The following is a 19,805-nucleotide window of genomic DNA, read 5'->3' as shown; positions in this document are numbered from 1 at the left end:
TGAGCTGCACACCGCTGTCGTTGACAGCACCCAGGTAGCCAGAACCTTCAAGGCTACGCCCACTTCGGGTGGTTCTCCCCCAAAGTGCGACTCGCGCTCGGCAGCTCGCACGGTCACCGCCCCATCGGTGATGAGCGCCTTCTCGACCGATCATGTGTTTGCACCTCCCTTGCGGAACTCACCAGCCGCCAGGGCCGGTGGATGTCCGCGTTCTGCTGAACAGGAGCTCCACCATGACTACTGCAAGCAATAACGCCCCAACCACCTACTTCAACCTGCACACCCAAGGCATCGGTTACCTCAACCGTGTTCGCGAAGTCCCGGTTCGCCGCGGCCAAGCGTTCATGGCCTGTGACATCGCTGCCTTGCACGGTGCCTCGGACGACGTCGAGTACACCCGCTTCGACTGCAAGGTCGCCAGCGGTGAAACCGACCGACTGATCCGTGAACACCTGGAAGACGTCCGCGCTGAACGCAAGGTCCTTATCGCGTTTCGCATCGGCGACATCTGGGTCGATCCGTTCATGTACGAGAAAGGCGAACGCAAGGGGCAACCCGGCGCCAGCCTCAAAGGCCGACTGATCTTCATCGAGTGGATCAAAGTCGATGGCCAATTCAGCTACCGGGCGCCGGCTCGGACCGACGCTGCCGCCGCCCCTGAGGCTGCTGAATCAGCAGACTCGGAACAGGTGGACGGTGACGCTGACCAAGGCCAACCAACCCCACCCGCTGCCCGTAAATCCACCGCCGCTCGCCAGTCTGCCTAGGGCAGGTTGGCCGCCCGCAGCAGGCGCTCTCATGAGCGCCTGTTGTTCCTTTATGTCGGAGGTCACCATGGAAAGCTTCTGGCTCTGCGAGGACTGCCTGCAGGCGGTCGCCTACGACGACTTCAGCGGGCTGTCGCTGTACTACAGCGAGGCTGAAGTCGAGCAACGCATCACCCACATGCGCACCCAACTGCAAGCCCTGCTACCCCTGAGCGCCGATTTCGATCCGCAGACCGGCGCCGGTATCGAGGCCTTCTCCATGCAACCGTGCGAGGGCTGCCTAAGCCCGCTGCACGGCACTCGACATCGCTTCACGCGCCTTTGATCACACACCTAAACCAGCCCGGGGCACGCCCTCAGGGGGCGCTCCATCTCTCACGAGGAATTGCCCATGAACACTGCCTTGAACCTGGTCGACCCGCTCGATCCCGCACTGGCCCAGCGCGCCCGTGAGGATGCGCTGATCACCGAGGCCCTGCAGCTGCTGGACCAGCGTCACTTCCAGCGCGGCGAGGTGCTGATAACCCCCGCCGATGCCGCAGCCTACTTGAAACTGCAGCTCGCACCCTACCACCACGAGGTGTTTGCCCTGCTCTGTCTCGACTCGCGCCACCGTGTGCTGAGCTTCGACATCCTGTTCACCGGCAGCATTGACGCTGCCTCGGTGTATCCCCGCCCGGTGGTCATCAAGGCCCTCGAACACAATGCCGCCGCCGTGATTTTCAGCCACAACCACCCCTCCGGCTGCTCGGAACCGAGCGGCGCCGATCGGGTGCTCACTACTCGCCTGACCGAGGCTTTGGCCATGGTCGAGGTACGCGTCCTGGACCACATCATCATCGGCGAAGGCATCCCGCTTTCGTTGGCCGAGTACGGCTGGATGTGACAGCCCACCTTGCCTTTGAGGTCACCGCCCGTTCGGGGTGACCTCGGCGCTTTCGGAGAATCACCATGCACCCTTCCCTGCCCAATCCGTTTCTTCGCAGTTTCCAAGACCTGCGCTATGAGCGTGTCCTGCAGATCAGCTATGCCGACGATTGCCCACCGTGCTACCGCGCGCTGCACCCGGCTCAGAACAAGCTGCCCGATGAGGCCATCAGCCTGCAGCCGTGCCTGTTCGATGACGACGTCGCGGTGATCACCGACGGCGTGTGCGTACCCGAGTTTCTGCGCATGCGCTGCCCGGCCGACGGTCTGGTGAACACGGTGCTCTACCAGATCATGGGCAATCAGCTCGGACGCCCGATGCATGTCGGCGACCTCGGCAATGTCGAGGCGGCGCAACACCTGGTCGAACAACTGTCCTTCAGCACCGGGCACTACAGTCGCAGTTGGGAAATCAGCAGCGCCCACCTGCCCGCAGACGACTTCGAGTACCTGCAGGTGCGCGCTTGGTGCAATTCACCGGCGGGCTTCTTCGAGTGCTTCGAGCTCAACAGCAACCATGCCGTGGGGTGCAAGCTGTACTCGACACCCTGGGTAGCGGCACATCAAGCCAGCAGGATCGGCTGGAGCTCCAGCGAAGTCTGTTCGCGCATGCGCGATGACCATGTCCCGCCGGTGCTGCTCCAGCTGCTAATGCTGGCAGGCCAGGCAGACACCCGCCTGCTGATCTTTGACCCTGACGCCGCACCACTGGCGGAGCTACCGCTATTCACCGAAGACTGACCAAGGCGCCCTTCCGGGCGCCTTTTTTGTGGTAGCCGACTGAAAAGCTGGCTGGCCAGATTCGGTTTTCCAGTGGGGACTCGACTCACGCTTTCGCCATCGTATCGGCAACATTTGTCGAGACACGGTCATGCACACACCCACACTCTCCACCCTCGGACTGATGATTGCCCTGGCGGGCTGCAGCACGCCGCCACCGCCTCCGGCCCCGGCTCCCGCAGCACCACCCGCGTTGCCGGCGGCATTGCCAAAGCCGAAAGCCCAGCTGCCTGCCTGGGTGCGCCAGGACCGTTACACCCTGCTCACCACCCGGCCAACGCTGGAGCAGCGCCAGCCGCTGTATCAATTGGTCAACGTGCAGATCGCGCCAGCCCTGAATGCCACCGTCGGTGAAGCCCTGCGTCACGTGCTGCATCGCTCGGGCTACGCGCTGTGTGCCGACAGCGCTGCGGTGGATCGCTTGTTCCGTCGCCCTCTGCCCGCGGTACAGCATCAGCTCGGACCGATCTCGCTGCTGGACGCCCTGACCATCATCGGCGGCCCGGCCTGGCGACTCGAGATCAATCCGGTCGAGCGGAGCGTGTGCTACGCCCTGCGCGTGCCGTCGCCTGCACCTCCATGCTCTACACTGGAGATTGCGCCATGAAGGTCCTCCATTTTCAGGCGCTGGTGGTCGGTGCCCTGTGCCTGGGCGCCGCCGTGCTCGCCGCCGAAACCTACAACCATCATCAGCAACTGGCCGAGCTTCAGGCTGATGCCCGCAATGCTCCAGCCGATCCAGCGCCGACCCTGCGCCGCGATATCGATGCGTTGGCCGACCGGCTCACGACGCTGCAGCCGCAGGTCGTGGCGTTGGGCGAGGCGCAAGGTCGACACACTGCAGCGCAGGCCGCGCTCGGCCAGCAGCAGGATGAGCTGGCCGTCTCGCTCAAGGCGCTCGAGGCGGCACCGCCAGGTCCGAGCAGCAGCGATCTGACGGCACTGGAACGACGGTTGGCTGCGGTAGAGGCCACGCTCGAGAAACTGTCGGCCCGCCCTGCTGTGCCTGCGGCCGCCAACACCCAACCAAGGGCCACCACGGGTGAAAAAGCCAAGGCCAAGGCGCTGACACCGCCCTTCACCCTGCTGGGTATCGAGAACCGAGGTGACATCAGGTTCGTGGCTGCCCTGCCCGCCGGCGCCCATTCGCTCACGACCGTACACCTGCTACAGCCTGGCGACAGCTTGAACAGCTGGCAGCTGCGCGCAATCCGCGCGGACCAGGTGGTGTTCCATGTCCCGGGGCATGGCGATCACACACTGTCCCTGCCGTGAAGAGGTGATTATGGCTCGGTACTCCCATCTTTCGCTCATCCTGCTCCCTGCCTGCCTATTCGCAGGAATGGCGTGGACCGCGCCAAAACTGGTCGACTCGGCTCCGCAGTTTAGCGAACAGATGCCACTGGGTAGGCAGGCATCCGACACAGCTCGGGCCAAGGCCTGGGGGCTGACGGAGGATGAGTGGGCCAAATTTGAGCACCTGCAGGCCGGGCCCCGCCACTACTGGTCGCCGCAGCTCGATCCGCTCACCACCCTCGGCGTGGAGGCCGACTCGGACCAGGAGCGGCAGCGCTACGCCGAGCTGCAGGTCCGACTCGAAGCCAAGCGCGCTGAGCGTGAACTGGCCTACCAGAAGGCCTACACCGCTGCCTGGGCGCGTTTGTTCCCAGGGATGCAGCCCGTGCAGGGCATGGCCGACGATCCAGCAGCTACCCCTGCTAGCCGTTTTACCGTGTTTGTGGAGGAACGCTGCCCGCCCTGCGTCGCCAACACTCAGCAATGGCTGCGTGGCGGCGTGCACCTCGATGTGTACCTGGTCGGCAGCCAAGGTGACGATACGCGTCTACGCCAGTGGGCGCGGGGCGCGGGCATTACCCCCGCCCAGGTCAGCAGTGGCCAGGTCACTCTCAACCATGACCGTGGCCGCTGGTTTGCCCTGGGTGCCAGTCGCCCCTTACCGGCACGCTACCAGCAGGTGGACGGGAAATGGCAGCGCATCGACTGATCCTCGCGCTGGCCTTGACCAGCGCCACGGCCGTTCACGCTGACGCGCTGCCGCCGCCGGCATATCAACTGGCCGCCGCGCGTGCCGGCATCCCCGCCTCCGTGCTGTTCGCCATCGCCCTGCAGGAAAGCGGTACGCCACTGCGGGGTCACCTCATGCCCTGGCCCTGGACCTTGAATGTTGCGGGCACCCCGCAGCGTTTCGCCCGCCGTGATGAGGCGTGTGCCGCACTCAAACAGGCACTGGCCCGCCACGATCCCAAGCGCATCGATGTTGGACTGGGTCAGACCAACCTCGGCTATCACCCGGACCGCTACCGCAGCGCCTGCGAGGCTCTCGATCCACGCGCCAACCTGGCCGTGACGGCAGAGCTGCTGCGCGCCCACTACGCCGACAGCGGTGACTGGGTCGTGGTGGCGGGCCGTTATCACCGCCCTGCCGGCGGTAAACCTGCAGCGCGCTACCGCCGACAGTTCAGCCAGCACTGGCAGCGTGTACAAGCGGTCGTGGCATCTCCGCGAGGGCCGCAGCCATGAACCGTCGATGCTGGGTAACGCTGTGCACGTGCCTGTGGTGGACGGTTGGCGCCCTCGCGGCCCCCAGCGCGCAGCCCGATCCCCGCGCGCTGACCTGGGTACTGCCCGTGCACAGCGCACGCCTATCACCCGGTACCGTGCCGCCAAGGACATTGAAGTTGCCCGAGTTCACGCCGCTGTTCCTGGTCGGGCAAGACCCCGCGTCCCTGAAATGGTTGGCCCAGCATGCACAGAGGCTGCAGGACTTGGGCGCCAGCGGCCTGGCGGTTGAAGTGGCCGACGCCCAGGCCTTGCGCCGCATCCAGGCGGCAGCCCCGGGGCTCGACATCTGGCCGGTGAGTGGCGACGACATCGCCGAGCGCCTGGAGCTGCAGCACTACCCGGTGCTGATCACGCCCACCGGCTTGGAACAGTGAGGGTGCATCATGGGCGAACATGCGATGGAGTCCCTGCTGCGCCCTGCGGTGGAGCTGTACACCGTGGGCATCTGCGCCGGTGCCGGCGTGCTGTGCCTGCATTCGCCCTGGACAGTAGCCCTGTCGCCCGAGGTAGGGGCAGGCATGGCCCTGGCTTACACCGCATTCGGCCTGAAGCGGCTTAACGAGGCACGGATCGTCCTGCGCTACCGGCGCAACATCCGCCGCCTGCCGCGCTATTCGCTGACCAGCCGGCAGATTCCAGTAAGCGGCAAGCGCCTGTTCATGGGACGCGGCTTTCGCTGGACCCGCCTGCACACCCAGCGTCTGCTCGAGGCGCAGGACCCGGCACTGGCCCGCTACGTCAACCAATCGGCCGCTCACCAGTGGGCGCGACGAATGGAACAATTGCTGGAGAAGGCCCCACCTGGGCTGTCACTGGTGCCTCGCCTGACCGCCTGGGACAGCCCATTCAACCCGGTACGCCCGCTGCCACCGGTGGGTGGCTCGCCACTGCTGCATGGCGTCGAGCCGAAGGAACAGGAAGCCAGCTTGCCGCTGGGCGAGCGCGTCGGGCACACCCTGGTGCTGGGCACCACGCGGGTCGGCAAGACGCGCCTGGCCGAGGTGTACATCACCCAGGACATCCACCGACCCAGCCAGGAGATGGTGATCGTCTTCGACCCCAAGGGCGATGCCGACCTGCTCAAGCGGATGTACGTGGAAGCGCGACGCGCCGGCCGCGAACATGAGTTCTACGTGTTCCACCTGGGCTGGCCGGAGATCTCCGCCCGCTACAACGCCATCGGCCGCTTCGGGCGCATATCCGAAGTCGCCACGCGCATCGCCGGCCAGCTGAGCGGTGAAGGCAACTCGGCAGCGTTTCGCGAGTTCGCCTGGCGCTTCGTCAACATCATCGCCCGAGCGCTGATCGAGCTCGGCCGGCGCCCGGACTACCTACAGATCCAGCGGCACGTGGTGAACATCGATGCGCTATTCATCGAGTACGCTCAACACTTCTTCGCTCGCCATGATCCGCAGGCCTGGGAAGCGATCGTGCAAATCGAAGGCCGGCTGAACGAGAAAAACATCCCGCGGCACATGATCGGCCGGGAAAAGCGCGTGGTCGCCATCGAGCAGTACCTGACCGCCAAGCGCATCTTCGATCCGGTGATGGACGGCCTGCGCTCGGCCGTGCGCTACGACCGCACCTACTTCGACAAGATCGTGGCTTCACTGCTGCCACTCCTGGAAAAACTCACCAGCGGCAAGACCGCACAACTGCTCGCCCCCAACTACACCGACCTCGACGATCCACGACCGATCTTCGACTGGCTGCAGGTCATCCGCAAACGCGGCATCGTCTACGTCGGCCTGGATGCGCTGTCCGATGCCGAGGTGGCCGCTGCCGTCGGCAACTCGATGTTTGCCGACCTGGTCTCCGTCGCGGGCCATATCTACAAACACGGTATCGACCATGGTCTACCAGGCTCCTCCAGCGCCGCGGACAAGGTGCCGATCAACCTGCACGCCGATGAGTTCAACGAGCTGATGGGCGACGAGTTCATTCCGCTGATCAACAAGGGTGGTGGAGCCGGTATCCAGGTCACCGCCTATACCCAGACCTTGAGCGACATCGAGGCGCGGATCGGCAACCGGGCCAAGGCCGGTCAGGTCATCGGCAACTTCAACACCCTGCAGATGCTGCGGGTACGGGAGACCGCCACCGCCGAACTGCTGACCAACCAGTTGCCCAAGGTCAACGTGCAGACACGCACCCTGGTCTCCGGCGCGACGGACACCGCCGATCCTGATGCCCGTACTGACTTCACCTCCTCCTCGCAAGACCGGGTCACCACCACCGCCGTGCCACTGATCGAACCCGCACACATCATCGCCTTGCCCAAGGGGCAGATGTTCTCGTTCCAGGAAGGTGGGCAACTGTGGAAAGTACGCATGCCGCTACCGAAGCCGGCTAGCGACGATGCGATGCCGGCGGATCTCCAGACCCTGGCTGCGCGCATGCGCGAGTCCTACAACGTCAATGCGGGGAGTTGGTGGAGCAGCGCTGGCGGTGCACCGACGATCGATTTCGATCCCGAGATGCCTCCTCCCGGGCGCAGACACACCCCGTAAGCGCGCCGTCAGCAACCGAGTATGCGGAGCCCGTATGCCTACCACCCCAGCCAGCTCACCTCCTCCACAGCGAAGTCCGGGGCTCATTATCGGCATGCTCGAGCTGTGTCTGCGACTGCTCGGCCTGCTGTTCGCTTCGCTGATCTTCTCCATCGTGCTGGAGTTTGTGGGCATGCTGTGGTTCTGGCCCGAGCAGGGCTGGCATCACAGCCATGCCATGTGGCTGAGCGAGCTGGGCTGGCTCAGTGGCCACTTCAAGAGTTCGCTGCTCGTGCAAGAGCCGGCGCAAGCGGCCGCCAAGGTACTCGAACACCTGAACGACTGGGTCGTAGTGCGCACCGGATGGGCGCATTCCGATACCCAGCTGAGATTGCTCAGCCGAGAACCTTCAAAGCAGGGGGAGTTCGCGCAGGTCTACGTTTTGACGCAGGACTACCTACTAGCGGCCCTGTTCACTACTTTCACCTTCGTGGTGCGACTGGCCGTACTCACACTATCTATGCCTCTGTTCCTGCTCGCGGTGATCACCGGCGCGATCGATGGTTTGATGCGTCGCGACCTGCGCAAGTTTGGAGCGGGCCGGGAGAGCAGCTTTGTCTACCATCGAGCGAAGCGGTTGTTGCTGCCGCTGATGGTAAGCCCTTGGGTGATCTACCTCACCCTGCCCTTATCGGTGAATCCCATTTGGGTCCTACTGCCATGCGCTGCAGTGCTTGGATGGATGGTGGCAATTACGGCTGCGACTTTCAAAAAATACCTTTGACCGTCCGCTATCGACCCAAAGCGGTCGGTCACGGTCTATCTTCTAACACTTGAGTCAGATTAATCGAGGCCTTGATGCATGAATTCTCTGTGGATCGCAGTGGCCATTTTTGGGTGCTTGGTTTCCGCCTCGCTTCTCATGATGCAGTGGTACCCAAAGCTGGCATCCCACCATAGAGATGAAGACACAAATACAGTAATTCGCCTGGTAGCTAACATTTTTGTGGTTATGACATCGCTGGTCTTTGGATTGATGATCAACTCTGCCAAAAATACCTTCGAGTCGATTGACGCGAACTTTCATGGGTATGCAACCAGCATGATCATATTTGATCGGACACTGCGGGGCTATGGCGATTCGGCACAAGACACCCGCAACCGACTGGTCACCTATCTTGAGCACGCTATTGAGACCCCGTACCGGGGGGACGAGGCGCTGCAACATCGTAACAGCGAGGCAGCTAAATACTTGGATGACATAGGAAAGTCTTTGGCTGCCATAAAGCCGCAAGACCGCTACCATGAAACTATGCTTCAGGATATTCGTCAGCAATATCATTCGCTTATCGAGCAACGTTGGAGGATCGTCGAGCAGTCAGAGGGGGCAATTCCCGGCCCACTCATTGGGATGCTTGTTACTTGGTTGACGCTCATTTTCGCCAGTTTTGGATACCGAGCGCCACGTAATTCAATGGTGATAGGAATGTTCGTCGTTTCTTCAATGCTTATCGCGGCTTCCGTGTATCTGGTATTGGATATGGACGTGCCATTTCACGGTCCTATCCAAATATCCGACGAACCTCTGCGCAGGGCGCTCGCCGTAATGCAGCTTTAACGAAGCAGGGCGCGCTTGTGTTCTGGATGATGACTTCGTGGCGGACCACATCGAAGTTCGATATTGGCCGATAGCTACCCCAGGAGAATTTCTGCAATGGGTCATAGCGGCGGCTTTCAACGCGCTGTGCAGTGCATTTCCGGCCCCTGATACCCCCACACCACGATGGCCTCGCCATGGTGCTCCCATAAACTCTCATTTTGTCCCTGGTAGCGCGCGCCGCTTGCGGTCTGTTCTAGGTACATCAGCGAACTGCGGTCACCGAACTCGACGATGGCCGTTGGCGGCTCGGTGCGGAAGAAGCTGGCAACCACCTCCTTGGCCGGGTTGCCGTCACACTGGTAGAAAACCGGGCCGGTGGCCTCGACCAGCCCGTAGCGCGCCTGCAGTTCGGCGATGCGCAGGCGGTAGCTGTCGGCGATGCAGGCGTGCTGGTCCGCGCTTTTCCAGCAATCGTTGCGGCCTTTGATCCAGCCCCGCTGCTCGGTCTTGAGCACCGGCGGATGTTCATTGCCGGCCTTCTGCTGCGCGGCTGTGTAGACCTCGGCCATTTTCCGGTCCAGTGCCGAGAGCGGCGCGCTCTGGCAGATCTGTTGTTCGATGCTGCCGGCCTCGACCTGAGTGCAGTTGAAGGCAGGTCCCGCAGCTTGGGTGTGCGGCAGAGGCAGGGTGAGCAGCAGGGGAAGCCAGTGCTTCATGGGAACCACCATTACCGATTCAGAATACTGGGCTCAGTCTAGCTCGGCGCTGAATGACGTGGAGGGTGGCCTAGCTTTTCGGCGGCTAATGACTGCTGTTGGCCGATAGCTGCCGTTCGCGAATGGCCGCTTTCGATAGCGGCCATGGAGAGCCTCCAGTTCTGCGTTCAGGAGTACCTGGAACAGACTAGAAACTGGATGACCCCACTCCCGGCGAGCGATCCCTCGACCGCACCGACCGACCTCGATAGCAACGGAACCCCAGCCACTGGCTGACCTTCCTACTTCAAGAGCGCAGCAGCCTTTCTAAAAATGGATTTCTCCCATTCAAGGCATCGCGCTGCGAGCTTCCAGCTCCTGGATCTTCTGCTGCTCAGGTGTCAGCGTCTTGCTATGGGGAATGATGCCGCTGCGCTCCTGCTGGGGTTGTTTCACCTGGCGCAGCAATTCGAGGAACGACTAACCGCTAATGACTCATTTCAGCTATCTCAATAGCTCAGGTCTTCGCGGCCTTCACCCCGCTCCACTCTCATGACCAGCCGAGGGTTGTCGATCTGAAGGACTCCTTTGGACAATGCTACGCTCCGTATCATCTGTATTACGGTATGCCACACGTTCGCGGTAACACTCGTTGGAAAGCACGTCTGCAAACAGCGGTCTAGAGCGCCATTGATCTTGGCCTAGTAATTGCTTGAGATGTAATGAAGTCCCTAGAGTGTTTTGTCATGACACGCCCCGTCTCCTCCTTTGGCAGCGTCAGCATCAGCCCGTTTGGCTGGGTGCGCGTGTTGCCTTGTGGGCCCATGATGGGGTTCTTGAGACGAGCGGCTGCACCATTACAGATCACGCTGCAACGCCTTCCTGCCGCCGTAGCAGCCAAGCAAAATGGCTTCTGGCAGATAGTTAGCTGATTCCTTCCACGAGAGCACTTCTCGTATTCGCGGGTAACGCCGGTACGGCGTTTTCGTAACCGCTCCCGATATGCCGACCGGCGAGCCTATGCGTATCGCCCGGACTCATGCACCTGGAAGAAATCAGATGACCCAAGACACCGCCATTCTGCTAATCGACCTGCAACAGGAAGATGGCTTCCCCCTGCCGCGCTTCGACAATGTAATCAAAAATGCTGCGGCGCTGATCGATTGTGCCCGCAGCCGAAACTTGCCATTGTTCTACACACGCCACGTCAACGATGCCCTAGGCCGCGACCTGGCATTCGGCGAGCCAGTTGACGCGCAGGGCCGACCAACCACTTACCGGGCCGGCACCCCTGCCATCGAAATCATCGATGCCCTGGCGCCTCAGGCCGGCGACGTCGTGATCGACAAGCAACGCTACAGCGCCTTCCACGGCACGCACCTGGCCCAGACCTTGAAAGATCAGGGCATCAAGCGGCTGGTGGTGGCCGGTGTACTGACCGACGTGTGCGTTATGAGCAGCCTGTTCGATGCCTACCAGCACGACTTCCAATTGGTGCTGCTCGCCGACGCCTGCACGGCGACCACGCTCTCCGCGCACTACTCGGCGCTGTTCATTCTCTCCAACTGGCTCTACGGGCTGGAAATCTTCTCCGTCGAGCAGTTGCTGCGCAGCTGGAACAACCAGCCGGCGACCTCCGTGCTCAGTGCAGAACCCGACCATCTCGCCCATGAGCCAGAAGCATTCGTGCAGACGATTGCGCGCTTCGAACGCGAACTTGCTGCCCAGCGCTGAGCGGAGAACGACATGAAAGTAGAGAAAAGAAGCATCGACTTCATCCCGGAAACCGAACGCCATGGCGAGCCGCGTTCGCTGTTCTTCGTCTGGTTTGGCGCCAATGCCAACATCACCACGGTGGCCGCCGGTGTGCTGCCGATCAGCCTAGGGCTCAACCTGTTCTGGAGTGCACTGTCGATTCTGCTCGGCTCGTTGATCGGCGCGATCTTCATGGCTTCGCATTCCGCCCAAGGTCCACGCCTGGGTATCCCGCAGATGATCCAGAGTCGTGCTCAGTTCGGCGTATTCGGTGCCATCGTGCCGTTGCTGTTCGTGATGCTCATCTACCTGGGCTTTTTCGTCAGCAACACGCTGCTGGCCGCTCAGGCTATTGCCAGCGCGAGCCCGTTCGGCAACGGCGGCAACATCGCTCTGCTCGGTGGCCTGTGCTTCCTGGTGGCGCTGTTCGGCTACCAGCTCATCCACCGCCTGCAGAAGCTGTTGTCGCTGCTGTCGATCGCGGTCTTCGGCATCGCCACGCTGCTGGCTCTGGCTTTGCCGATGGACGCTGGCCAATGGTCTGCGCAAGGCTTCAACCTGGCCAGCTTCTTGGCCTCGGTGAGCATCGCAGTGACCTGGCAGCTGTCCTATGCGCCTTACGTGGCCGACTACTCGCGCTATCTTCCGACCCATACGTCCACGCGGCAGGTGTTCTGGTACAGCTACGCGGGCACGGTCATCGGTGGTAGTTGGATGATGTTGCTGGGTGCGGTGCTGGCCAAGGCCATCGTCGGCTTTTCCGACAACGTTGGCCTGCAGCTGCTTGGCGTGCTCGGCGGCGGCACTCTGCTGGGGGTGGCGTTCGTGCTTTACGGGCAGATCGCGATCAACGTGTTCAACCTGTACGGCGCCTTCATGTCGACGGTGACGGTAATCGAGCCGTTTGCAGCGCTGAAGGTCACCCCTGGGGTGCGCGCGGGCTTCATGTTGGTGATCTGCGCTCTGGCGACGGCGCTATGTACCCTGGCCCAGGATGACTTCATCCAGTTCTTCCTGAACTTCATCTTCTTTATGAGCTATTTCCTGATCCCTTGGACGGCGATCAACCTGGTGGACTACTACGCGTTGCGCAAAGGGGTCTACCAGATTGCCGACATCTTCGACCCGTCGGGTATCTATGGCCGGGTCAACTGGGTCGCAGTGGGCGTTTTTCTCGCCACCATTGCGCTGGAGATCCCGTTCATGAACACCTCTTTCTACGTCGGGCCTGTTGCTGACTCGCTGCAGGGCATCGACCTGGCCTGGGTGGTGGGGCTGCTGTTCCCGGCAGTCTGCTACTACGGCCTGATGCAAAGGCGATCAGCCTTGGCTGCCAGAACGGCTGAGACCTGAATCTGTTCCTTTAGATAGAGCGTCATCGCACGGATGAATATCCGCTTCGCAGGCTCAGCTGGCGGTGACGCAATTTATTACGGCTAGGTTGTTTCAAAGTAGTTGTACTTCTCTGCACTGGGTTAATCGCTACCGCTCACGAGTGGCAGTGATTAACCCAAGGCGGACAGGGAAAGTCGGCTAGTTCCAGGCTGTGCCGACTGGCACTCATCCAACGGGCCCTAACGGTTAGAGCCGGAATTGTGTTTGTTTAAAAACTCAATCAGCTTCTGTACTTTTTCAGGGCTTTCAAATTGAGGGCCTCCGTGCTGAGTCCAGTTATTTGCTCATAGGGCACTGACGCTTCGGCGTTTCAAGCGCCCGTACGAGCAGCTGAGACTGGCCAGACCCTACGTTACAGTCCTTGTCCCCGTTCTGAATGAAAAATGGCGCCGAGGCCTTGCTGGCATACACAGCTGGGTTCGCCTGGCGTACAGAGCCTGCACATGTTTCCTGTGTGCTGCCCGCAATTACTCCGCGGCCCTCACGCGCTCAAGCAACCGTCCGCCCTCATTCATCACCGCCTGTTGCATGAGGATGACGGCACCCAATGGCGGCGCTGGTTGCTTGAGGCGCGCCTGCCGTATCCGGGCGACGCCGACGTGCACTTGGTGGACTTCGGCATCGCCCTGCAAGCCGCGCGTGATGGATATGGCGTGGCGCTCAGCGACGAGATTAACTCGTCACGCGACCTGGACGAAGGGCGCCTAGTGCAGCCCTTCACGCTGAAGGTTCCAACGAGGATGGACTACTTCTGCATCTGCAACGAGGAAAGTCGCAGCATTTCGGAGGTTGCCCTGCTCATCGACTGGCTCATCGAACAGGCGAGGCTTGCCCCGGTGTACCCCTAAGCGGGCGTTCGGAGGTCAATTTCCAGTTAGCGTGGTGAAATCTAGGCGAGAATATTTTTCCTGCTGTAACACTTGCCTGGGGCCGATTTCTGTCAGAGTCGAAAGGCTGATTAGGGTCGAAAACGGTCATTCGCGACCGGAAGCTATCGACCCATTGCGGCCATTCGCGGAGGCCAATAAACGGCCCATTGCACCCCTTCGACCCTATCGCTCGATAGGTGATCATGGCGCACTTCGATACAGATATGGCCTAGTTCGAAGCTACCATCTTGGCCCTGTGGGGCTATTCCAAGCGTTGCTACAGTGGGCTCCAACAACCATCCACCCACTACGAGCAACTACCCCATGAACAACCGCCTTGATTACTTCAAACTGTCTCCCCAAGCGTCCAACAAACTGGTGGAGCTCACCCTGCAACTGAGCAAGAAGCCGCTACTGGCCGATCTTGCCCACCTGATCATGTTGCGCGCTTCGCAGCTCAACGGCTGTTCGTTCTGCGTGGATATGCATGTGAAAGAGGCCAAGATCCATGGCGAGCGCGAGCTGCGTCTTCACCACGTGGCCGTCTGGCGTGAGTCACAGCTGTTTTCGCCAGCAGAGCGGGCGGCGCTGGAGTGGACTGAAGCCCTGACCCAACTGCCGCCTCATGGTATCTCCAACAGCCTGTATGCGAGTGCGCGTGAGCAGTTTTCCGAGCAGGAGCTGTCGGATTTGTCGTTCCTGATCGTCGCCATCAATGGCTGGAATCGCCTCAATGTGGCTTTCCAGGCGATTCCGGGCTCGTCCGATGAACTCTTCGGCCTGAACAAGGCCAACCTCAACTGAGTAACTTGCTGATCAACGCGCCAAGCTGCTCGCCTGGAGCAGTCGTGGCGCAGTTGGTAAAACTCAGGAGCAGACCTGACTGACGCTGCGATGAGGCAGCCCAGCGCGACAACGCTTGTACCGACATGCCCCTCGCCAGCACCTGCTCGGCCAGGGCGGTGTCGCTTACGTCCTCCGGTAAACGCAGTACCAGGTGCATACCACCTGGCGAGCGTTCCACCTGCATACCCTTCGGCAAACTCCGCTCCAGTGCTTCGATGGTCAATGCCCGTCGCTCGTTGTAGAGGCGGCGCATGCGTTGGATATGCCGAGCGAAGTGTCCCTCGGCAACGAACTCCGCCACCAAAGCCTGGGTAATTGACGGTGACCCGGCAGCAAACAAGGCCCGTCCGACGCGCTCGAACGCTGCCACCCGCGCCTGCGGCACCACCAGATAAGCCAGGCGAATACCGGGAAACAGCACCTTGCTGAAGGTGCCGGCATACAGCACGCGCCCATGGCGATCCAAGCTGGCCAGCGCTGGAAGTGGACGGCTGACGTAGCGGTACTCGCCGTCGTAATCGTCCTCGACAATCCAGCCACCGGTGCGGGCAGCCCAATCGAGTAGCAGTTGTCGGCGTGGCAGCGACAGTGCCATCGACAGCGGGCTCTGATGCCCTGGTGTCACCATGACGACCTGAGCAGCCCGAGAACCCGCGATGGCGTGTTCTACGTTCATGCCTTCTGCATCAACCGGCACCGCTTCCAGGTCCAGGCCGAACTGGCGAAGCACCTGGCGCGTAGTGGGATAGCCCGGGTCTTCCACCCAGGCGCACTCGCCTGGCTGCAACAGGGTATGTGCGACTAAGGACAGGCTATTGCGCCAACCGCTGGTGATAAACACCTGATGGGCACCGCAATCGATACCTCGGGACACCTGCAGATACGAAGCAATGGCGCTGCGCAACGGTGCCAGGCCGTGGGGTGCAGGATAGTCCAGATCTCCCAGACGCATCCCACGGAGATACCGAGCACCGAGACGCGCCCATATCTTGCGCGGAAATGCATCCAGCGCCGGTACCCCCATCTGGAACGGCAACAGCTGCGGTGGACGCCAGAGCGAATCAGGCGCGTCTTCGATCACTTGGCTGCTGACTGGCAATACGGTGGCCGCTGACACAGGCTTCTGCAGTTCAGGATTGATTACGGTGCCTTTCTGCCCGAGCGCCAGGAGGTACCCTTCGCTGGCCATCAGCGAATAGGCCAGTTCGACGGTGCCACGTGCCACCCCCAGCTCCTTAGCCATGGCGCGCGCCGACGGCAAGCGGTCACCGGGGGACAACGTGCCAGCGGCAACGGCGGCCAGCACGCGGTCGTACAGTTGACGATACAGGGGCAAGGCGGACTGCTCTTCCAAGGGAGCAAAAGGCGGCTTGGGGGAGGTCATCATGGCCTAGTTCATATCCCATTTCTTGGATCAATCAAGTGGGTCAATGGTAGTCCAATATAGCTCCATCACCTACTGATGAGGGCAACTCCCATGAAATTCCCTTTGCACAACTTCATACCCAGCGTGCTCGACCTGGCCGATACCGCCCTGCGTCCCTTGGACAGCACCCATGACCTGTGCAGCGCATTCCCGGTAATGCAGCAATTGCGCCCTCATCTGACGAGCGAAGCCGACTTCGTCAGCCGCATCGAGCGTATGCGCCTTGAAGGCTATCGCCTGATTGGCGCTTATGACGCAGGCGTTCTTGTAGCACTGGCTAGTTACCGCTTTCAGGAAAACCTGGTCTACGGCGCATTCCTGTATGTCGATGACCTTGTAACCGCCGAGGCTCAGCGGGGTGGCCAGTGGGGATCGCGCTTATTGCAAGCTTTGGAACGACTGGCGCGCGCCAGCGGTTGTGCACGCCTGGTGCTCGACACGGGTTTGGCCAACGCCCGCGCGCAACGTTTTTACTTCCGTGAAGGCCTGTTGACGGGTGCACTGCGCTTTCAAAAACAGTTCGATACGCCATAACCCGCATGCACATCCAAGGAGGCAAACCTCATGACATCGTCCCAACAGCCACTTGCTCCTTTGCGCATTCTTCGCCTGGTCACCAGCCCCAATGCAGAGGCTTCGGAAAGTCTGAAGCTGTCCCAGCAGATCCTGTTCGCCTTGGCCACCGAGGCCGGCAGAAGGGGTATCCAGTTGACCGATTTAGACCTCAACACCATGGCCCCAGTCGATGCCCCTTACGCCCAGGCATTAGCGAATCAACGCGTAGTCACGGCAAGTGGGCGGGACAGTACGTTGAGCCGTTCCAACGAATTGATCGACCAACTGCAAGCATGCGACGTACTGCTGATTGCCACGCCGATGCACAACTACAGCGTGCCCGCTCCACTCAAGATGTGGATCGACCACGTGGTACGCGTGGGCAAAACGTTTGTGGGCACCGCCAAAGGCAAAGTCGGAAATCTGACGGATCGTCCGGTTTACGTCGCAATCGCTAGCGGGGGCTACATCAACGGCCCACAGGCCCGTCAACCGGACTTTCTGCGCCCCTACCTGTCCGCCGTCCTTGCCACCATCGGTCTCACTCAGGTGCATTACTTCACCGTTGAGGGTACCGCCAAGGGGGTAGAGTCACTGAATACTGGAAGGGCAACAGGGTACGGTGATGTGCAGGCGTACTTTGTTAGGCATAGCCGTCGAGTGGATCAAGTCTAAAGTCCGCTTCAGGGCCGACATCTACTCCAAGTGTTTAGGTTTGCATCTCAACTGGGCCGTATGCCAACAAGCGGCCACGCTCTTCATCGCTCATACAAAGGAAAAGAAATCATGAATCGTCTCAATTGGTTTGAAGCTTCGCCTGGTGCAGCTAAGGCCCTCGGCGGCGTGCATCATTTCGTGACCACCGCGACAAATTTGCCAGCCTCGTTGATCCACCTCGTGTTTCTCAGAGTGTCTCAAATCAACGGCTGCGCTCATTGCATTGATCTTCACTCACGCGATCTGATCAAAGCAGGTATGTCAGTGGACAAGGTGCTGTTAGTGCCGGTATGGCATGAAGCGCAATATTTGTTCTCGGATCAGGAGCGCTCAGCACTGGCTTGGGCGGAAGAAGTCACCAGGGTAAGCGAGACACAGGTATCCGACGAAGCTTATGCAGCCGCATCGGCGATGTTTGTTGAAAAGGATCTTGTTGACCTGACAGCGGCGATTGCCGCAATGAATGCGTTCAACCGTATGGGCGTCAGCTTCCGACTCAAACCTGCGGCTAGGGCTTGATGACCTAGTGACTCGGCCTGGAGAGGTAATACTTCGGAGACGGCACCTCGCTCCTATCGCGGACCGTCTGCTTCAGGCCAATTGCTGCCCTTTCCGAACGACCGCTATGGGTCGATTGCGGTCATTCGCGAGCGACCGCTATCGATCCAAAGCGGTTCTTCGTCGAGGTCGGTAATCGGCCAATAGTGGTCAGTCAGAAATCGTGCGAATGCAGTTCGGAATCTGAAAACTCAGCTCGATAATCACTGTGCGTCAGTGCCACTCCCTACAACAGTGCATACATTGACGCGCACGCCAAGTCTTTAGCTGCCCGCCGCAGAATGAGCAGCGGGCAATTTTTTGCTTGCACAGATGCCTCATCCGGTGGCGGAAATATTCCCAGACAACATTCGGATCGATATTTTCTCGGCGGGCTATCTCATCTACTACTGCCTGATCACTTTTCTCGTGGAACCACCCGATGATCGCTAGCGTTTCAATTGATGGACAGTAAGCAGTAATTGATTCGCCGCATCGATTACAAACACGTTGACCATGGTGAGTAGACATAAATTCGGTTCGGTGCCTGGAACAGGAAATGACCTTTTTACTAGACGCAGGGTGCAGTGACAACGTCCGCTATGGGTAGATTGCAGCCGTTCGCGACTGACTGCTATCGACACCCATAGCCGCCGGTGAGCCGAACATCAATCTTTGTGGGAGCGGGTTTACCCGCGAACACCGGCACAGCCGGTGCCATCCACCGCGGCGCCTGCTTCGCGGGTAAACCCGCTCCCACAGAGTCCGCGTCGCGCTGTAGTTCAGCACCCGCAATGGATCGATTCCTGCCGGTCAAGACGTACCCGTGCGCTGGTCACGTCCGATGCAAATGGCTGGTCAAGTCGAATGCAAACAGGTCGTCAACTCAGTGCAATTACCCAGCCGCTGAGCAATCCGGTCATTGCTGGCAGCCCGCATTGGCTGGAATGCGAGATTCACGCGAGCATGTTGCAGGCGACCATGTGATCGTTATCGGTGAAGTGAAGGCGTTGAACCTTCAGGAAACCACTGCTGAATTTCAAAGGGCAATATTGCAACCTCGGCGAGCCTGCCGTGATTTGAGCGTGAAGGTTCAGCCGTGAATAAAGACGCCCGGTGTTTCCGTAGGGCGTCTTTTTCACTCCTTCGCGTGGCGGGATCTGGTTGCCTGCCTCGATCGCGCCAAACGAGTTCTCAATCAAAGCGAAAGCTCACTGCTCTCAAAAATCGAAGGTCAGTCCCGCATAACCGTATATCCTATTTAGATGTCCGCATAACCTGGGTCGCCGTTTAGCGGGCACGAGCAGAAAAAAACTCAAAGTTTTCATACTGAGCTATAATGAGCGACTCACCAACTAAAAGCAAATCATGTTCATGATAACACTTCCTGGCAGCTGGATATATATACTGCTTAGCTCTTCGGATTACACTCGCTGCAAGATAGGTCGAACTGATGGAAATCCTTTAATAAGGTTCAGGAATCTTAGAACTGGCGATCCCAATCTAGGGTTGCACGTAGCATACTATGTACCCAAAAGATTGGCTCCAATCTCAAAGATTGAGTCGAGCATTCACTATGATTTTAAAGACTATAGAATCACCAATCACGAGGACACAAATTCTGAATGGTTTAGGGTCGATTTTGAGCAAGCAGAAATGTATATAGACTATCTGCTAGAAGAGCTTTTGGATCACCGGCTTTCAAATCAAGCAGATATCCACCTAGACATTCCAACAAAGATGTATGAGTCAGATCTAAGGGATATTTATGAACCTGACCCTCATGACCGAAGCTTTGCAGAATGGATTATAAAAAATACTGGAGATTAACTGTAGTCAAAAATTTCGATGCGTGTTCGTGTGT

The 19,805-nt window shown here is 59.9% G+C and carries 23 protein-coding genes and 2 pseudogenes; 21 read left to right on the top strand and 4 right to left on the bottom strand.

What is annotated here, in order from left to right:
• The first annotated feature begins 233 nt into the window (after nt 1–233).
• The 12 genes from FHW75_RS25405 (at nt 234) to FHW75_RS25350 (ending at nt 9,164) form a co-directional block, all read left to right on the top strand.
• A complete protein-coding gene (locus tag FHW75_RS25405) occupies nt 234–767 on the top strand; it encodes an STY4534 family ICE replication protein (RefSeq protein ID WP_182375157.1) in 534 nt (177 codons plus the stop codon).
• A gap of 67 nt (nt 768–834) precedes the next feature.
• Nucleotides 835–1,092 (top strand): hypothetical protein, encoded by a 258-nt coding sequence (locus tag FHW75_RS25400; RefSeq protein ID WP_182375158.1) that lies wholly within the window; start codon nt 835–837, stop codon nt 1,090–1,092.
• A gap of 66 nt (nt 1,093–1,158) precedes the next feature.
• Nucleotides 1,159–1,653, top strand: coding sequence for a JAB domain-containing protein (locus FHW75_RS25395; protein ID WP_183675061.1), 495 nt, complete (start codon nt 1,159–1,161; stop codon nt 1,651–1,653).
• Nucleotides 1,654–1,718: 65 nt separating this feature from the next.
• Nucleotides 1,719–2,435 (top strand): hypothetical protein, encoded by a 717-nt coding sequence (locus FHW75_RS25390; protein ID WP_183675058.1) that lies wholly within the window; start codon nt 1,719–1,721, stop codon nt 2,433–2,435.
• Nucleotides 2,436–2,565: 130 nt separating this feature from the next.
• The gene (locus FHW75_RS25385) at nt 2,566–3,081 is read left to right on the top strand and encodes a PilL N-terminal domain-containing protein (protein WP_182375162.1); all 516 of its coding nucleotides are present in this window, start codon (nt 2,566–2,568) and stop codon (nt 3,079–3,081) included.
• Nucleotides 3,078–3,749, top strand: coding sequence for a hypothetical protein (locus FHW75_RS25380; RefSeq protein ID WP_182375163.1), 672 nt, complete (start codon nt 3,078–3,080; stop codon nt 3,747–3,749). The genes FHW75_RS25385 and FHW75_RS25380 overlap by 4 nt, the downstream gene beginning before the upstream one ends.
• 10 nt (nt 3,750–3,759) lie before the next feature.
• Nucleotides 3,760–4,479 (top strand): TIGR03759 family integrating conjugative element protein, encoded by a 720-nt coding sequence (locus FHW75_RS25375; protein ID WP_182375164.1) that lies wholly within the window; start codon nt 3,760–3,762, stop codon nt 4,477–4,479.
• A complete protein-coding gene (locus tag FHW75_RS25370) occupies nt 4,461–5,015 on the top strand; it encodes a transglycosylase (protein ID WP_182375165.1) in 555 nt (184 codons plus the stop codon). Before FHW75_RS25375 ends, FHW75_RS25370 begins: the two co-directional genes overlap by 19 nt.
• On the top strand, nt 5,012–5,431 hold the full coding sequence (locus tag FHW75_RS25365; protein WP_183675055.1) for an integrating conjugative element protein: 420 nt from the start codon (nt 5,012–5,014) through the stop codon (nt 5,429–5,431). Before FHW75_RS25370 ends, FHW75_RS25365 begins: the two co-directional genes overlap by 4 nt.
• 9 nt (nt 5,432–5,440) lie before the next feature.
• Nucleotides 5,441–7,567 (top strand): type IV conjugative transfer system coupling protein TraD, encoded by a 2,127-nt coding sequence (gene traD, locus FHW75_RS25360; protein ID WP_183675052.1) that lies wholly within the window; start codon nt 5,441–5,443, stop codon nt 7,565–7,567.
• 34 nt (nt 7,568–7,601) lie between these two features.
• Nucleotides 7,602–8,330 carry a TIGR03747 family integrating conjugative element membrane protein gene (locus FHW75_RS25355; RefSeq protein ID WP_182375168.1) on the top strand — a complete coding sequence of 243 codons (729 nt, stop codon included), beginning with the start codon at nt 7,602–7,604 and terminating at the stop codon, nt 8,328–8,330.
• 78 nt (nt 8,331–8,408) lie between these two features.
• The gene (locus FHW75_RS25350) at nt 8,409–9,164 is read left to right on the top strand and encodes a hypothetical protein (RefSeq protein WP_183675049.1); all 756 of its coding nucleotides are present in this window, start codon (nt 8,409–8,411) and stop codon (nt 9,162–9,164) included.
• Nucleotides 9,165–9,280: 116 nt separating this feature from the next.
• On the opposite strand, the gene FHW75_RS25345 is transcribed toward FHW75_RS25350, so the two are convergent.
• A complete protein-coding gene (locus tag FHW75_RS25345) occupies nt 9,281–9,862 on the bottom strand; it encodes an MliC family protein (RefSeq protein ID WP_183675046.1) in 582 nt (193 codons plus the stop codon).
• A gap of 276 nt (nt 9,863–10,138) precedes the next feature.
• Nucleotides 10,139–10,309: pseudogene (locus tag FHW75_RS27310) on the bottom strand (IS3 family transposase); the annotation flags it as partial.
• 591 nt (nt 10,310–10,900) lie between these two features.
• On the opposite strand from FHW75_RS27310, the gene FHW75_RS25340 reads away from it, so the two are divergent.
• Together FHW75_RS25340 and FHW75_RS25335 are read left to right on the top strand one after the other, a co-directional pair.
• The gene (locus FHW75_RS25340) at nt 10,901–11,575 is read left to right on the top strand and encodes a cysteine hydrolase family protein (RefSeq protein WP_183675042.1); all 675 of its coding nucleotides are present in this window, start codon (nt 10,901–10,903) and stop codon (nt 11,573–11,575) included.
• Nucleotides 11,576–11,587: 12 nt separating this feature from the next.
• Entirely contained in the window at nt 11,588–12,949 is a 1,362-nt protein-coding gene (locus FHW75_RS25335) for a cytosine permease (protein ID WP_183675039.1), read from the top strand.
• A 318-nt stretch (nt 12,950–13,267) separates the two neighbouring features.
• Here FHW75_RS25335 and FHW75_RS27305 read toward each other — a convergent pair whose 3' ends face one another.
• A complete protein-coding gene (locus FHW75_RS27305) occupies nt 13,268–13,402 on the bottom strand; it encodes a hypothetical protein (RefSeq protein ID WP_409347979.1) in 135 nt (44 codons plus the stop codon).
• Nucleotides 13,403–13,434: 32 nt separating this feature from the next.
• Here FHW75_RS27305 and FHW75_RS25330 point away from each other — a divergent pair, with 32 nt between their 5' ends.
• Nucleotides 13,435–13,839 carry a LysR substrate-binding domain-containing protein gene (locus tag FHW75_RS25330; protein ID WP_260308856.1) on the top strand — a complete coding sequence of 135 codons (405 nt, stop codon included), beginning with the start codon at nt 13,435–13,437 and terminating at the stop codon, nt 13,837–13,839.
• Nucleotides 13,840–14,184: 345 nt separating this feature from the next.
• Nucleotides 14,185–14,664: a carboxymuconolactone decarboxylase family protein gene (locus tag FHW75_RS25325; protein ID WP_012314955.1), complete on the top strand. Its 480-nt coding sequence runs from the start codon at nt 14,185–14,187 to the stop codon at nt 14,662–14,664.
• Here FHW75_RS25325 and FHW75_RS25320 read toward each other — a convergent pair.
• Complete coding sequence (locus tag FHW75_RS25320) at nt 14,657–16,093, bottom strand: PLP-dependent aminotransferase family protein (protein WP_183675036.1); 1,437 nt, start codon at nt 16,091–16,093, stop codon at nt 14,657–14,659. The two genes, FHW75_RS25325 and FHW75_RS25320, sit on opposite strands and share 8 nt — an antisense overlap.
• Before the next feature lie 90 nt (nt 16,094–16,183).
• Here FHW75_RS25320 and FHW75_RS25315 point away from each other — a divergent pair, with 90 nt between their 5' ends.
• From FHW75_RS25315 to FHW75_RS25295, 5 genes and pseudogenes are all read left to right on the top strand, one after another.
• Nucleotides 16,184–16,666, top strand: coding sequence for a GNAT family N-acetyltransferase (locus FHW75_RS25315; protein ID WP_183675034.1), 483 nt, complete (start codon nt 16,184–16,186; stop codon nt 16,664–16,666).
• A 30-nt stretch (nt 16,667–16,696) separates the two neighbouring features.
• On the top strand, nt 16,697–17,362 hold the full coding sequence (locus FHW75_RS25310; RefSeq protein ID WP_183675031.1) for an FMN-dependent NADH-azoreductase: 666 nt from the start codon (nt 16,697–16,699) through the stop codon (nt 17,360–17,362).
• A 111-nt stretch (nt 17,363–17,473) separates the two neighbouring features.
• Nucleotides 17,474–17,923 (top strand): carboxymuconolactone decarboxylase family protein, encoded by a 450-nt coding sequence (locus tag FHW75_RS25305; RefSeq protein ID WP_060501481.1) that lies wholly within the window; start codon nt 17,474–17,476, stop codon nt 17,921–17,923.
• A 921-nt stretch (nt 17,924–18,844) separates the two neighbouring features.
• Nucleotides 18,845–19,024, top strand: a pseudogene (locus FHW75_RS26955) (flavin reductase family protein); the annotation flags it as partial.
• Nucleotides 19,025–19,315: 291 nt separating this feature from the next.
• A complete protein-coding gene (locus FHW75_RS25295) occupies nt 19,316–19,771 on the top strand; it encodes a GIY-YIG nuclease family protein (RefSeq protein ID WP_183675024.1) in 456 nt (151 codons plus the stop codon).
• Nucleotides 19,772–19,805: the final 34 nt, after the last annotated feature.

This window comes from Pseudomonas sp. OG7 (genome assembly GCF_014192825.1).
Taxonomy (GTDB): domain Bacteria; phylum Pseudomonadota; class Gammaproteobacteria; order Pseudomonadales; family Pseudomonadaceae; genus Aquipseudomonas; species Aquipseudomonas monteilii.
The sequence above is the reverse complement of the archived record's forward strand: the minus strand, read 5'-3'. Positions and strand labels throughout refer to the sequence as shown.